Origin of the sequence: Methylopila jiangsuensis (assembly GCF_027922305.1) — a bacterium.
Taxonomy (GTDB): Bacteria; Pseudomonadota; Alphaproteobacteria; order Rhizobiales; family Methylopilaceae; genus Methylopila; species Methylopila jiangsuensis.
On record NZ_BSFK01000005.1, the window covers coordinates 608,241 to 622,863 of the forward strand.

Here is a 14,623-nt window from a genome sequence, read left to right on the forward strand (position 1 = left end):
CCCGTGTCTTTCATCGCCCATGAACCGTCGCAGCTTCCTCGCAGGCGCGCTCGCCGCGCCCATGATCGCCACGGCCCGCGCGCAGGACGCGCCGAAGCCCGACGCGCCGCCGCCTCCGCCGGACCTGTTCGCGGAGAACGCGCCGTTCTCGCGGGAGGCGCTGGACGAGACCGCGCGCCTGCTGTCGACCCGGCCCTATGAGGCGCCGGCGAGCCAGCTTCCCAACGGCTACGCCGATCTGGCGCAGGACGTGTTCCGCTCCATCAGGACCGCGCCCGGCCGCTCCATCTGGGCGCAGGACAATCGCGGCGTCACCGTGGACCTGCTGCCGGGCGGCTGGATCTACCGCTCGCCGGTGCGCGTCTCCCTGATCGAGGACGGCAAGGTCCGGCCGGCGCCGAACGACGCCTCGTGGTTCGACTTCGGGCGCGCCCCCCCGCCGCCCGCGGACAGGCCGTTCCCGTTCTCCGGCATCTCCGCGAGCGCCGCCATCGACGCGCAAGGCGCGCTCCGGGAGTTCGCCCAGTTCCAGGGCGGCGCCATCTTCCGCGCTCTGGCGCGGGGCCAGGTGTTCGGCGCCTCCGCCCGCGGCCTCGCCATCGACACCGGCGAGCCCAACGGCGAGGAGTTCCCGCTGTTCCGCGCTCTCTGGGTGGAGCGTCCGCAGGCCGCCGCCAACACGCTGGAGGTCTACGCCCTGCTCGACAGCCGCCGGGTGACCGGCGCCTACCGCCTGACGCTGCGGCCGGGCGAGATCACCGTAGTCGACGTGGAGTTCACGCTGTTCCCGCGGGAGGAGCTTGGCCATGTGGGCGTGGCGCCCATGACCTCCACGTTCTATTTCGGCCCGAACGACCGCGCCGGCGTCGATGACGTCCGCGGCCGGGCGCACCGTTCCGAGGGCCTGCAGATCTGGAACGGCGGCGGCGAATGGATCTGGCGTCCGCTGTCCAACCCGACCGAGCTTCAGATCAGCGTGTTCACGGACAGAAATCCCCGCGGCTTCGGCCTGCTGCAGCGGCAGCGCGCCTTTCCGGCCTACAACGACCTCAACCGCCGCTACGACCGCATGCCGAGCGCCTGGGTGGAGCCGATCGGCGACTGGGACGAGGGCCAGTTCCAGCTGCTCGAGATCCCGACCGAGTCCGACGTCAACGAGAACATCTACTGCTACTGGCGGCCCAAGGCCCCGTTGAAGCCGGGCGAGCGTTTCTCCCGCGCCTATCGCCTGCACTGGTGCTGGACGCCGCCCGACCGGCCCGCGGGCGCGGTGTGCGCGGGCACCTATTGCGGCGCGGCCGGCGGGCGGCGGCGCCGCTTCGTGGTGGATTTCGCAGGCGACGCCGTGGCCGACCCGAACCGGGCCGCGCAGATCCGCCCCATGGTGAGCGCGACGGTCGGCCAGATCCGCGATCCGCAAGGCCGCCACAATCCCGAGATCAAAGGCTACCGCGTCACCTTCGACCTTGATCCTGGCAACGAGGAGCTGAGCGAGCTGCGCATGGTGCTTGAAGCCGACGGAAAGCCGGTCAGCGAGACCTGGCTGTATCGATGGACCGCATGACGACGGACGCCGAACCGCTCCGGGCCGCCGCGCCCGAAACGCCCTTCACGCCCGCGCTGCCGCCCGAACGGCCGCTGGAGATGCCGGCCCAGCCGCTGAAGAGCTGGTCGAAGGATCAGGTCCGGCCGCTCGCGAACCCCGCCGGCTGGCGGACGCCCGTCTTCAGCCGGCTCGTGGTGGCGGCGGTCACGCTCGCCACCGTCGTCATCGGCGCCTCGCAGATGTACCGGGTGGTCGAGGTCGGCGGCGTCACCGTTCTCGAATGGGCGCTGCTCGTCCTGTTCGTGGTCAATTTCTCCTGGATCGCGCTCGCCTTCGCCAGCTCCATCGTGGGTTTCGGCGCCCTGTTCGGCCGCGCGGCGCTGAAGCAGCCGGAGCTGCCGGCCACGCTGTCGTCCCGCACCGCGGTGGTGATGCCGATCTACAACGAGCAGCCGAGCCGGGTGTTCGGCGCGGTGGGCGCGGTCGCCGAGGACATCCGCCGCCTCGGCTTCAACCCGCATTTCGACTACTTCCTGCTCTCCGACACCACCGATCCCGACGTGTGGATCGCGGAGGAGAAGGCGTTCCTGCTGCTGCGCGCGCAGCTCGGGCCGGACATCAACCTCTATTACCGCCACCGCGCCAAGAACCACCGCCGCAAGGCCGGCAACATCGAGGACTTCGTCGTCCGCTGGGGCGGCGCGTATGATCATATGCTGATCTTCGACGCCGACAGCCTGATGACCGGCCATGCGGTGATCGCGCTCGCCTCCGCCATGGAGAACGACCCGGACGCCGGCATCATCCAGACCCTGCCGCTGGTCATCAACCGCAACACGCTGTTCGCCCGGCTGCAGCAGTTCGCGAGCCGGGTCTACGGGCCGGTGATCGCCGCCGGCATCTCGGTCTGGTACGGCCGCGACGGCAACTACTGGGGCCACAACGCCATCATCCGCGTGCAGGCCTTCGCGGAAGGCGCCGGCCTGCCGGACCTGCCCGGCAAGCCGCCCTTCGGCGGGCTGATCCTGTCCCACGACTTCGTGGAGGCGGCGCTGATCCGCCGCAAGGGCTGGGCGGTCTACATGCTGCCCCGGATCGAAGGCTCCTACGAGGAGAGCCCGCCGTCGCTGATCGACGTGGGCCAGCGCGACCGGCGCTGGTGCCAGGGCAACCTGCAGCATTCGGCCCTGCTCACCACCCGCGGCCTGCATCCGCTGTCCCGGCACCACTTCCTGAACGGCATCTTCTCCTATCTGGCCTCGCCGTTCTGGATGTTCATGCTGCTCTGCGGCCTCGCGCTCGCCCTGCAGGCGAACTTCATCCGGCCGGAATACTTCACCGACGAGTTCTCGCTGTTCCCGGCCTGGCCGCGCTTCGACGCCGAACGCGCGCTTCAGCTGTTCGGCGCCACCATGGCGATCCTGATCGCGCCCAAGCTGTTCGGCCTGATCATCCACCTGATGGACGGCCCGGCCCGGCGCGCGGGCGGCGGCTTCATCCGCATCATCGTCTCGGCGGTGATCGAGATCATCATGTCGTCGCTGATCGCGCCGGTGATGATGCTGGTGCAGTCCGGCTCGGTGTTCCAGATCCTGCTGGGTCAGGCCACCGGCTGGAACCCCCAGCGGCGCGACGACGGCTCGATCCCCTTCTCCGACATCGTGCGCCGGCACCGCTGGCACACCGCGCTCGGCGTGGTGACGTTGATCACCGCGCTGATGATCGCGCCGTCGCTTGCGGGCTGGATGTCGCCCACCATCGCGGGCCTGCTGATGGCGATCCCGCTGTCGTGGCTCTCCGGCCATCTGGGCTCGGGCCTCGCGCTGAAGCGACTCGGCCTGCTGCTGATTCCCGAGGAGACCAAAACGCCGGAGATCGCGGCGCTCGCCCGCGAGAGCGGCCGCAAGCTGGCGGAGGCGGGCTCCGACAACGTGGACGGGCTCGCGGCGCTGCACGCCGATCCCGCCTTCTTCGAGGCGCATGAGCGCATGCTGCCTCCGGCGCCCCGCCGCCCCCGCGGCGCGATCGAGGCCGACCGGGTCATCGCCGGCGCCAAGCTGTCCGAGGCGGAGACGCTGGCCGAAGCGCAGAGCTGGCTGACGCCGAAGGAGCGCGCCATCGTGCTGCACGACCGCGCTTTGCTCGATCTGCTGGCGCGCCTGCCGGCGGCGGAGGCGGGCGATCGGCCATGATCCGTCCGACCGGGCGCTTCGTAGAAAAAGTTCGTGCGAACGGAACCTTCCCGCGGAGGCGGCGTTCTAACCGGCGTAAACCCTCCGCGGGCGTTTTCCGACCCCGTAACTGAACTCTCTTCAATCCCCAGCCGCCCGCGCCCCGGGCGGCTTTTTTTTTGGCCCGCCCCGTCAGACCTCAAGCGCCGCTTCGAAGGACAGGAAGCCGATCAGGTCGCCCTCGCGCACCTCCGCCCGTCCGGCGGGAATGACCGCGAGCCCCTCCGCAGCGATCAGGGGCGCGAGCCGGGCGGAGCCGCCGCGGCCGAGCTTCCTCACCCGAGGCAGCCCGCCGGGTCCCACGCCGTCCAGCACCGCAGGCGCGAACTCCGTGCGGCCTCCGGGCCCCTTCTGGGCGAAGCCCGCCTCCACGGACAGCGGACGCAGCGGACGCGCCTCGACGCCCGCGAGCCGCTCCAGGACCACGCGTCCGATCAGCATGTGGCCCACGAGCGCGGCGAACGGGTTGCCCGGCAGCCCAACCAGCGCCGCCCGCCCCACCCGGCCGGCGACGATGGGCTTGCCCGGCTTGATCGCCACCCTGGCGAGGCCGAGCGTTCCGCCCGCCGCGGCGACGGCGCCCGCGAGATGGTCCTCGTCGCCGACGGAGGTGGCGCCGCTGGTCACGATCACGTCGCAGCGCGCGCCGGCCTGTTCGAGCAGCGCCGTCAGGGCCTCGGGCTCGTCCGGGCCGACGCCGAGGTCCACGACGTCGTAGGCCGGCCGGGCGAGGATGCCCGCCAGCATGGGGCGGTTGGCGTCGTAGATGCGGCCGGGCCGGAGCGGCGCGCCGGCTTCGGTGAGTTCATCGCCGGTGGAGAGCAGCCCCACCACCACGCGACGCCGGACCAGGGCGCGGCTGACGCCCGCCGCCGCCAGAATGGCGAGGTGACGACCGTCCATCGCCGCGCCAGCCGGAACCAGCACGTCGCCCTCCGCCACGTCCTCGCCCCGGCGGCGCACGTTGGCCCCCTCCTCCAGCGCCGCGCGAAGCGTGATGTCGTCGCCCTCTCGCGTCACCCGCTCCTGCATCACCACGGCGCGGGCGCCGGGCGGCAGCGGCGCGCCGGTGAAGATGCGCACCGCCTCGCCGGGCGCGAGCGCGTCGCGCAGGCCCTCCGAGCCCGCGGCGAGCCGCCCGCGCAGCACATGGCGCAGGCGGGCGGGATCGGCCACGGCGTAACCGTCCATGGCGGAATGATCGAACGGCGGCAGCGGCGTCGGGCTCGCCACCGGCCCGGCCAGCACCCGGCCGCGCAGCTCCGCGAACGCAAGCTCCTCAACGCCCACCGGCCCGCCGACCAGCGCCGCCGCCTGCGCCCGCGCGCTCTCGATGTCGAGCAGGCCGGGATCGGCGCAGATGTCGGTGAACGCCGCGTCGGTCACGCGTCGGTCTCGTCGATGCGCATGCGCCGGCCCCGTCGGTCGAAGAAGGCGCCCTCGTTCAGCGCCAGACGGTCGTCGTCGATCATGGCCTCCATACGCCGCAGCTCGATCCGCGCCAGCGGCTCCTCCAGCGGCCCGCCGGCGGAGGAGCGCCCGATGAAGAACGCCGCGCCGTCCCACGCGCCGGGGGCGGTGGCGAACATGCGGCGCACCGCAGTCCACTCCACCTCGTCGCCGATGACGTGAAAGAAGGTGGAGGCCACCGGCGCCGCGTCGCGCTCGGATATCTCCACCAGCACGGTCAGCGCCGTGAAGGCTCCGCCTCGAGCGAATTCGGCCTTCACCCAGTCGTCGAAATCAAGCGTCGCGCCGGCCATGGAGCCCACAGGAAGAGGGTGGACGGAAAGGGGGACGAAAAGCGCCGGCGAACCTCGCGATCTCAGGCGCTTAAGCGGGCCCCGTCTGCGCGGCATACAGGGTTCGCCCGGCGATCTCAAATGGCGCGTGCGGCGCCGGGCTTTGCGCGGGGGCGGCGCGCCGGAGGCTAGAAGTGGTTCCAGCTCCCGCGCTGGAAGATCATCTCCCGGCCGTGGCGCTCCACGCGCACGGCCGAGCCTTCGGTGAGCACGCCGATGTCCGCCACCCGCACGCCGAGCGAGATCGCCTCGGCCTCGAAGGCCTCCGCGTCCTCCGGGTCGATGGCGAGCAGGATCTCGTAGTCGTCGCCGCCGGTGAGCGCGGAGCCGAGCGCCGGAGGATCGAGCCGGGCGGCGCGCGCCACGCCCGAGGACAGCGGCACCCGCACCGCGTCGATCACCGCGCCCACGCGGGAGGCCTCCGCGAGCTTGCGCACGTCGCCGATCAGCCCGTCCGACACGTCCATGGAGGCCGTTCCATAGGCGCCCACCACGCTTGCCAGCGCCACCCGCGGCTCGGGCAGCAGGTAGCGGTCGAGCAGCGCCTCCTTCTCGGCGCGGCTCAGGTCCCACAGCCGGCCGAGCCGTTCGTCCTGCCGCAGCATCAGGCCGAGCGCGGCGTCGCCGATGGTGCCGGTGACGTAGAGCCGCTGCCCCGGCGCGGCGCCGTCCCGGCGGGGCACATGGCCCTCCGCCGCGTGGCCGAAGGCGGTGATGGAGATGACGAGCCCGCCGGGAGAGCGCACCGTGTCGCCGCCGAGCAGCGAGACGCCGAACTCCTCCTGGTCGATGGCGAGGCCTTCGGAGAAGGCTTCGAGCCAGTCCTCGTCCCACACGTCCGGCAGGGCGAGCGTGACCAGATAGCCCGTGGGCCGGGCGCCCTTGGCGGCGAGGTCGGACAGGTTCACCCGCAGCGCCTTGCGCGCCACGGCGTCAGCGGGATCGTCGGGGAAGAAATGCACGCCCGCCACCACCGCGTCGGTGGTGACCACCAGCTCCTTGCCGAAGGCGTGGGGAATGGTGGCGGCGTCGTCGGTGAGGCCCGCCGCCCCCGGCGCGGTGGCGAGCGGGCGGAAATAGCGGGCGATGAGCCCGAATTCGTCCAGCCGGCCGCTCACGCCAGCGCCGGCTTCACGCCGTAGACCCGGTCGGCGCGCTGCTCGAAGGCCTCGGCGTAGCGGCGGAACACCCGTTCGAAGGCGGCGCCCACCAGCATGGACAGGGTGCGGCTGCGCAGCTCCCAGTCGATGAAGAACCGCACCTCGCAGCCGCCCTCGGGCCGAGGCTCGAACGACCAGCGGTTCTCCAGATGGCTGAACGGGCCGTCGAGATAGGCGACGGTGATGGTCCGCGTCTCGCGGTCGAGCGTCACCTTGCTGGTGAAGGTCTCGCGGAACACCTTGTACGCCACCGTCATGTCGGCGATCAGCACCGGCCGCTGGTCGCCCTCCGTCCGGGAGCGCACCTTCAGCGCCTCGCACAGCGGCAGGAACAGCGGATATTTCTCCACGTCGGCCACGAGGTCGAACATCTCGTCGGCGGAATGGGACACGCGGCGGGAGGTGCGGAAGCTCGGCATCGGTCTCGTGAGCGTCAGGCGCGGAAGGAACTCAAGCCATATAGGGGCTCGCCGCCCGCTTGTCGCCTCACGCGGGGCCAGCCCGGCGGGCCCATTCTCCGAACACGGCGAGCGCGTCGTCGAGCGGAACGTGCTCGCAGCGGATGCGGCGGCGGTCCAGCGGGCGGGCCACCTCCTCGTAGAGCGCGGCGTCGTCGAAGCCGAAACGGGCGGCGTCGTCCCGGCTGTTGGCGAACACCACCCGGTCGAGCCGGGCCCAGAAGATGGCGCCGAGGCACATGGGGCACGGCTCGCAGGAGGCGTAGATCACGTGGCCGGACAGGTCGAAACGGCCGAGCGCCTGGGCCGCGCGGCGGATGACGACCACCTCCGCATGCGCCGTCGGGTCGTTGGCGGCGAAGGTCTCGTTCCAGCCTTCCGCCACGATCTCTCCGTCCGGCGTGGCGACGATCGCCCCGAAGGGCGCGCCCTCGCCCGCCAGACTGTGGACGCGCGACAGCTCCGCCGCGCGCCGAAGAAGCTCCAGCTCGGTCATGGGATCAGGATCGTGGAGCCGGTGGTGGCGCGGCTCTCCAGCGCCCGATGGGCCTCGGCCGCTTCGCTCAAGCGATAGCTGGCGCCGATGTCCACCGTCACCGCGCCGGAGGCGATGACCGAAAACAGGTCCTCCGCCGCCGCCAGCAGCTCCGGCCGGGTGCCCACATAGTTGAATACGCTCGCCCGGGTCGCGAACAGCGAGCCCTTCTGGCCGAGCAGGCCGATGGGGAAATCTGGCACGACGCCCGAAGACTGGCCGAAGCTGACCCACAGCCCGTGGGGCTTCAGGCAGTCGAGCGAGCCGGGGAACGTGTCCTTGCCGACCGAGTCGTAGACCACGTCCGCCTTCTTCTCATGCGTCAGTTCGGCGACGCGGGCGACGAAATCCTCGGTGCGGTAGTCGATGACATGGGCGCATCCCCTGGACTTGGCGAGCGCCACCTTTTCCGGTCCGCCGGCGGTGCCGATCACGGTGGCGCCGAGATGGTTCGCCCACTGAGTCGCGATCTGGCCGACGCCGCCGGCGGCGGCGTGGAACAGGATCGTGTGCTCGGGCCCGACGCGGAACACCCGGCGCAGCAAAATCTGGGCGGTGAGGCCCTTGAGCATGGCCGCGGCCGCGACCTCGTCGCTGACGCCCTCCGGCAGCTTCACCAGCTTGTCGGCCGCGATCACCCGCTCGGTGGCGTAGCCGCCGTTGGGGCCGCCCGCATAGGCCACCCGGTCGCCGGGGGCGAGATCGGTGACGCCCTCGCCCACCGCCACCACCACGCCCGCGCCTTCCAGTCCGAGCGTGAAGGGCGCCGGCACGGGATAGAGCCCGGTGCGCTGGTAGACGTCGATGAAGTTCACGCCGATCGCCGTGTGGCGGATGTGCGCCTCGTTGGCCTTCGGCGCTGGGATGTGGATGTCCTCGAAGCTCAGCGCCTCGGGGCCGCCGGCGGCGTTGACGCGGATCGCTTTGGCCATGGACCGGCCCTCCTCACTCGGCTGCGCCGCGGAAGCCGCGGAAGCTCACGTCCGGCGCGCTGGTGTTGTGCTTCGACAGCTCGACGCGATCGAAGCGCACGTCGTCCGTCGAGGTGGACTTAAAGTCCATCACGTTCTCCGTGAACAGCCCCCCGTCCATGCGCCACACCACGCGGGCGGTATCGGCGTTGTCGGGGGTCACGAACATGGAGCGGATGCCGGCGAAGGGCGCCTGCTTGTCCGAGGCCGCCGGGAGGCCGTCCAGCTTCACCGCGAGGCCGACGCCGTCGCGCTCGGCTTTCTCCACCTTCAGCTCGCCGGTCCCGCCGCGCGCGAACTTCAGCTTGAAGACGAGGTTCTTGCCGTCGATCTCGATGCGGTCGATGTCCACGATCGGGCGGTGCTGCTCCTCGATCGGGCCGAGAAGGAACGACGTGCCGTAGGCCGCTTCCGGGAAGCGCTCCGGCGGAATCGGCTTGGCGCGCCAGTAGCCATCGAACGGATAGACGACGAGGTATTCCTGGAATGTGTCGCCGACCTTCTTCTGCACCTGGACCAGGTGGATATCGCGCTCGTCCACGTCGCCGATCACCACCTCGGCGCCCCTGGCCCGCCAGGACACCTCATGGGTGAAGCCGAGAATGCGGGTGTCGGCGTCCTCGTAAAGCGTCAGCTTCTTCGGCTCGAACTTGAACTTCGGGTCGTCCTTCATGGCCTCGCAATGGTCGAAGTTCGGCGCGGTGTCGTCGGTCTTGAGATCGGCGAGATAGACCGGCGGCGTCACCTCGATGCGGAACGCGCGCACGCCCGGATTGGTGAGCGTGAAATAGACGTTGTCGAACTCGGCGCATTTGGTCGGGTGGCTCAGATTGTCGACCCGCGCCCGGACCAGATCGTCGGCGAAGGCCGGCGCGGCCGAGAGAAGTCCCGCCAGCGCGGCGGTGAGAAGAAGCGTTCGACGCATGCGGGGAACCCTCTGAACGGACGGGGGACCGGCGTGAAGCCGGCCCCGGACAGCGGTGGCACGGGGCGGCGCGGCGGGCAAGATCAGGACCCATGGCGGCGCGCGAAGCGAAATAGCCCCGCCCGCCGCCGCCTCAAGGTCGCGTCCCGCATCGGCGGCGATCACGATGCCGTCGCGGTGGCGTCCGGCGCCCGGCGCGCTATGGTGCCGCCGATCACAGGAGCCGGACATGACGGAGACGACGAGCGACGTGACGGTGGTGGGCGCCGGCCCCGCCGGCCTGCTGGCCGCCCTGCTCACAGCGCGGACCGGCGCGCGCACGACGCTGATCGCGCCCAAGGCGCAGCCGGATTCCCGCACCACCGCCCTGCTGGACCGCTCCATTGCGATCCTGCGCGAAGCCGGGGTCTGGGCCGAGGTGGCGGACGCCTCGGCGCCGTTGCGCAAGCTCCGGATCGTGGACGGCGGCCGCCGGCTGATCCGCACGCCGGAGGTGACCTTCGACTCGGCCGAACTCGGGCTGGAGGCCTTCGGCTGGAACGTGCCCAACGTGGCGCTGGTGGCCGCGCTGGAGCGGGCGGCCGAGGCCGAGCCGGGCCTCAGTCGCATCGAGAGCCCGGCGCTGGAGAGCCGGCCCGGCCCGGACGCGGTCGTCATCCGGCACGAGGGCGGCGCGGTGGCGTCGCAACTCGCGATCGCCGCCGACGGCCGCCGCTCGCTGCTGCGGGAGGCGGCGCGGATCGCGCTCGACCTGACGCCCCAGAACCAGACCGCGCTGGCCTTCTCCATCGCCCACAGCTCAGGCCACCACGACGTCTCCACCGAATTCCAGTGCGAGGAAGGCCCCTGCGTGCTGGTGCCCATGCCGGGCGGCTTCGCCTCCAGTGTGGTGTGGGTGGTGACGCCGGAACGGGCGGAAGCCCTGCGCGCCGAAGCGCCCACGACCTTCGCAGCGGAGCTGACGCGCCGCACCGGGCGCCTCCTGGGCGACATCCGGCTCGCCGGCCCCATCGGCGCGTTCCCGGTGGAGGTGGGCTCCGCGACGCGGCTCGCGGCGCGGCGCACGCTGCTGGTGGGGGAAGCCGGCCACGTTCTGCCGCCGATCGGCGCGCAGGGGCTCAATCTCGGGGTGCGGGACGCGGCGGCGGCGGCTCGCCAGACGGCGCTCGCCCGCGCCGAGGGGCGTGACCCCGGCGACGCCGGGGCGATGGCCGGCTATGAGCGCGACCGGGCCGGCGACGTCCACAGCCGCACGCTCGCCACCGACCTGCTCAACCGCTCGCTGCTCAGCGTCGCGCCGCCCGTGCATCTGGCGCGGGGGATCGGCCTCACGGCGCTCGCGGCTATCGGCCCGCTGCGCCGCTTCGTGATGCGGCAGGGCGTCGGCGGGTAACGCGCGGCCTCAGCCCAGAAACGCGACCAGTTCCGCGCTCACCGCCTCCGGCGCCTCGATCGCCGACAGATGCCCGACGCCCGGCAGGACCACGAGCCGCGCGTCAGGAATGGCCGCGGCCATCCGGCGTGCGTGCTCCGGCGGCGTCGGAAGATCGTTTTCGCCCACAAGCACCAGCGTCGGGCAGCGGAGGCCCGGCAGCACGGAGGCCTGCTCCGGCCGGGTCAGGATCGCCGTCATCTGGCGGGCGAAAGCGGGAGCGCCGGTCTCGAACAGCATCTCCCGCACCAGCGCCTCAAGCGCCGCGTCCCCTTCCCGCGTGAGGTCCACATAGCGGGCGAAGGTGGCCTGATGGATCGAGCCGAGCTTGTTCTTCCGCGCGGCCGCGATCAGCGTGCGGCGGCGGGCCCGGCCCTCCTCCGTGTCGGGCTCGGCGGTGGTGTCCAGCAGCGCGAGACGCGCCACCCGGTCGGGTGCCCGGCGCAGGATTTCGAACGCCACGTAGCCGCCCATGGAGAGCCCGACCAGCGCGAAGCGCTCCGGCGCCTCCGCCAGCACGGACTCCGCGATGGCGCCGATCGCGTCGTGGCGGGCGTGGTCGGCGACGCGGCATCGCCGTTCCCCAAGCGATGCGATCTGATGCGCGAACAGTCGCGCCGTGCAACCGAGGCCGGGAACGAAGACGACCGGCAGTTCTTCCGCCATGATTCCTGCTCCTCCGCCGCGATGAAACGGCGCGCAGGCCAGATCGCGCCGCCACAGAGATTGACAAAACAGCCTAGATGCCGCATCTCCGCCACAGATCGCAAGTCGCGGTGAACGATGGCGTTTTCCTGCGACGGCGCGTTTCGCGCCTCAGGTCCGATTCCGCCAGACTCGATTTCGATTTCCAAGGACGACATGACCTTTTCCGAACTCGGACTGAGCCCGAAGGTGCTCGCCGCCGTCGAGGCGTCCGGCTACACCCAGCCGACGCCGATTCAGGCCGGCGCCATTCCGCATGTGCTCGCCGGGCGCGACGTTCTGGGCATCGCCCAGACTGGAACCGGAAAGACGGCGTCCTTCACGCTGCCGATGCTGACCAAGCTGGAGCAGGGCCGCGCCCGGGCGCGCATGCCGCGCACGCTCATCCTTGAGCCGACGCGCGAACTCGCCGCCCAGGTCGAGGAAAACTTCGTCCGCTACGGCCAGAACCACAAGATCTCCATGGCGCTGCTGATCGGCGGCGTCTCGTTCGGCGATCAGGACGCCAAGCTCACCCGCGGCGTCGACGTGCTGATCGCGACTCCCGGTCGTCTGCTGGACCATTTCGAGCGCGGCCGTTTGCTCCTGACCGGCATCGAGATCCTCGTCATCGACGAGGCGGACCGCATGCTCGACATGGGTTTCATCCCGGACATCGAGCGCATCTGCAAGCTGATCCCGCCGTCGCGCCAGACGCTGTTCTTCTCGGCCACCATGCCGCCGGAAATCCAGCGCCTGACCCAGCAGTTCCTGCGCGATCCGGAGCGCGTCGAGGTGGCCCGCGCCTCCTCCGCCAACGCCTCGATCACCCAGCTTCTCGTGGCGACCGAGGACGATCCGGCCGCCAAGCGCGAAACCTTGCGCCACGTGGCTCAGGATCAGGAGAACTTCAAGAACGCCATCGTGTTCTGCAACCGTAAGCGGGACATTTCGGTGGTGCAGAAGTCGCTGGACAAGCACGGCTTCCGGGTCGCGGCGCTGCATGGCGACATGGACCAGCGCGCCCGCATGGCGGCGCTCGAAAGCTTCAAGGTCGGCGACGTGGACCTGCTGGTGGCGAGCGACGTGGCCGCCCGCGGCCTCGACATTCCGGACGTGAGCCACGTCATCAACTACGACGTGCCGATCCACCCCGAGGACTACGTTCACCGCATCGGCCGCACGGGCCGCGCCGGCCGCACCGGCGTGGCCATCACCCTGGTCGCGCCTTCGGACGGCAAGCATCTGGACGCCATCGAGAAGCTGACCAACGCCAAGATCGCCTGGCAGGGCGACGCGCTCTCCGGCGAGGCGCTTTCGGACGGCTCCCGATCGTCGGGTCGCCGGCGCAGCGGCGGCGCTCGCCGCAAGGACGAGCCCGCCGAGAAGACGGTCGCGCAGGTCGCGCCCAAGGACGGCGCCCGCAAGGGCCGAAGCGCTGCAGATTCGAAGTCCAGCCCGCCGAAAACGGAAGCCCGGACAAAGGTCGCCGTTCAGCCGGCGCCGGCGAAACCGACGCCGGACGTCGCGCCGCGAGGGCGCCGCGCCCCGGACGATGCCGATAACGCCAGCGTTGGATTCGGCGAGCATCTGCCGGCCTTCTTGGCTCGCCCGATCCGCGCCAAACGGAGCTGATCGTTCTATTCAGACGATCAGCTTTATACTTGGGTTTTCGGATACGCTGCGCCGCCTTAACCGGAACTTAACTCCCTTACTGTTTTCTTATCACTTGGGGAGCCGCAGGTCGGTCCATCAGGATCGGCGGCGCGGGAAGCCGGCGGGGGCCAAGGCTGCATGCGGCGCAACGCGACCGATTACGAGCGTACGCTGATTTTCTGCGACGCCGCGGTGCGCCGTCTCCGGGCGCATCGCCACCCCGCCCTGCCGCGCAACTACGAACTCTGGTACACCTACGCCACCGGCTACAACGCCGCGCTCAACCGCGCGATCAACGAGGCGCTGGAGCGTTCGCCCACGATCACCGAGGACGAACTCGACAGTCTCTACGAGACCTATCTCTCCCCGCTGCGGCTCTCCGATCGGGTCGACCATGTGGGCTCGCGCATTCTGGACGAGATCGTCCAGGTGGCGGGCATCCTCAAGGACGCGCGCGGGAACACCATCGATTACGTCCAGAAGCTCGAAAGCATCAGCGAGCGGGCGCGGCGCATGGGCTCCGCAGGAGGGCCTCTCGAGGCCCTGGCGCAGAGCCTGCTCGCCGCCACCAACGCCACCGTCTCGAAGACGGTGGAGCTGGAGCGTCGCCTGGGAGAGGCCCAGGACGAGATGCAGGAGCTGCATCATGCGCTTGAGCTGGTCCGCGTGGAGTCTCTCACCGATCCGCTGACCGGCCTCGCCAACCGCAAGTTCCTCGAGAGCACCCTCGATCGGGCGCTCAAGGACGCGGCGGACGGCAGGCCGTTTTCCGTGCTCGTGATCGACATCGACCACTTCAAGACCTTCAACGACACCTTCGGCCACCTCACCGGCGATCAGGTGCTGCGGCTGGTGGCGCTGTCGCTGAAGCAGAACGTGAAGACGCAGGATCTGGCGGCGCGGTTCGGCGGCGAGGAGTTCGCCATCGTGCTGGGGGACGCCGACGTCAACAGCGCGATCGCGGTGGCCGAGCGCGTCCGGCGGGCCGTGATGACCAAGGATCTGGTGAAACGCTCCACCGGCGAGCATCTCGGCCGGGTCACGGTGTCGGTGGGCGTCGCGACCTGGCGCAGCGGCGACACGGGCCAGACCGTCATCGACCGCGCCGACCGCTGCCTCTACGCCGCCAAGCGCAACGGCCGCAATCTGGTGGTGGCCGAAACCGACGCGCTCGCGCGCAACGACGACGTCGCCAACATCAGGATCATCGCCTGAGAGACAGC

Annotated in this window: 13 protein-coding genes; 5 read left to right on the plus strand and 8 right to left on the minus strand. The window is 70.8% G+C overall.

Going from position 1 to position 14,623, the window contains the following annotated elements; genetic code table 11:
• Positions 1-19: 19 nt before the first annotated feature.
• Positions 20-1,564, plus strand: coding sequence for an OpgD/OpgG family glucan biosynthesis protein (locus PKE85_RS04360; RefSeq protein WP_271203557.1), 1,545 nt, complete (start codon positions 20-22; stop codon positions 1,562-1,564).
• Positions 1,552-3,738 (plus strand): glucans biosynthesis glucosyltransferase MdoH, encoded by a 2,187-nt coding sequence (gene mdoH / locus PKE85_RS04365; RefSeq protein WP_271203558.1) that lies wholly within the window; start codon positions 1,552-1,554, stop codon positions 3,736-3,738. The genes PKE85_RS04360 and mdoH overlap by 13 nt, the downstream gene beginning before the upstream one ends.
• Before the next feature lie 171 nt (positions 3,739-3,909).
• On the opposite strand, the gene PKE85_RS04370 is transcribed toward mdoH, so the two are convergent.
• The 7 genes from PKE85_RS04370 to PKE85_RS04400 form a co-directional block, all read right to left on the minus strand.
• On the minus strand, positions 3,910-5,163 hold the full coding sequence (locus PKE85_RS04370) for a molybdopterin molybdotransferase MoeA (RefSeq protein ID WP_271203559.1): 1,254 nt from the start codon (positions 5,161-5,163) through the stop codon (positions 3,910-3,912).
• On the minus strand, positions 5,160-5,540 hold the full coding sequence (locus PKE85_RS04375; protein ID WP_271203560.1) for a hypothetical protein: 381 nt from the start codon (positions 5,538-5,540) through the stop codon (positions 5,160-5,162). Before PKE85_RS04375 ends, PKE85_RS04370 begins: the two co-directional genes overlap by 4 nt.
• 167 nt (positions 5,541-5,707) lie before the next feature.
• Positions 5,708-6,697 (minus strand): thiamine-phosphate kinase, encoded by a 990-nt coding sequence (gene thiL / locus PKE85_RS04380; protein ID WP_271203561.1) that lies wholly within the window; start codon positions 6,695-6,697, stop codon positions 5,708-5,710.
• Positions 6,694-7,158: a type II toxin-antitoxin system RatA family toxin gene (locus PKE85_RS04385; protein WP_271203562.1), complete on the minus strand. Its 465-nt coding sequence runs from the start codon at positions 7,156-7,158 to the stop codon at positions 6,694-6,696. Before PKE85_RS04385 ends, thiL begins: the two co-directional genes overlap by 4 nt.
• A 67-nt stretch (positions 7,159-7,225) precedes the next feature.
• Positions 7,226-7,693, minus strand: a complete 468-nt coding sequence (locus tag PKE85_RS04390) for a nucleoside deaminase (protein ID WP_271203563.1) — start codon at positions 7,691-7,693, stop codon at positions 7,226-7,228.
• Positions 7,690-8,664 (minus strand): quinone oxidoreductase family protein, encoded by a 975-nt coding sequence (locus PKE85_RS04395; protein ID WP_271203564.1) that lies wholly within the window; start codon positions 8,662-8,664, stop codon positions 7,690-7,692. The genes PKE85_RS04390 and PKE85_RS04395 overlap by 4 nt, the downstream gene beginning before the upstream one ends.
• Positions 8,665-8,677: 13 nt before the next feature.
• Positions 8,678-9,628, minus strand: a complete 951-nt coding sequence (locus PKE85_RS04400) for a hypothetical protein (RefSeq protein ID WP_271203565.1) — start codon at positions 9,626-9,628, stop codon at positions 8,678-8,680.
• 229 nt (positions 9,629-9,857) lie between these two features.
• Between PKE85_RS04400 and PKE85_RS04405 the strand changes: the two genes are divergently transcribed.
• Complete coding sequence (locus PKE85_RS04405) at positions 9,858-11,021, plus strand: FAD-dependent monooxygenase (RefSeq protein WP_271203566.1); 1,164 nt, start codon at positions 9,858-9,860, stop codon at positions 11,019-11,021.
• Between the two features lie 9 nt (positions 11,022-11,030).
• On the opposite strand, the gene PKE85_RS04410 is transcribed toward PKE85_RS04405, so the two are convergent.
• On the minus strand, positions 11,031-11,726 hold the full coding sequence (locus PKE85_RS04410) for an alpha/beta hydrolase (protein WP_271203567.1): 696 nt from the start codon (positions 11,724-11,726) through the stop codon (positions 11,031-11,033).
• A gap of 195 nt (positions 11,727-11,921) precedes the next feature.
• Between PKE85_RS04410 and PKE85_RS04415 the strand changes: the two genes are divergently transcribed.
• Both PKE85_RS04415 and PKE85_RS04420 read left to right on the plus strand, forming a co-directional pair.
• On the plus strand, positions 11,922-13,379 hold the full coding sequence (locus PKE85_RS04415) for a DEAD/DEAH box helicase (RefSeq protein ID WP_271203568.1): 1,458 nt from the start codon (positions 11,922-11,924) through the stop codon (positions 13,377-13,379).
• A 159-nt stretch (positions 13,380-13,538) separates the two neighbouring features.
• The gene (locus PKE85_RS04420; RefSeq protein ID WP_271203569.1) at positions 13,539-14,615 is read left to right on the plus strand and encodes a GGDEF domain-containing protein; all 1,077 of its coding nucleotides are present in this window, start codon (positions 13,539-13,541) and stop codon (positions 14,613-14,615) included.
• Positions 14,616-14,623 lie beyond the last annotated feature (8 nt).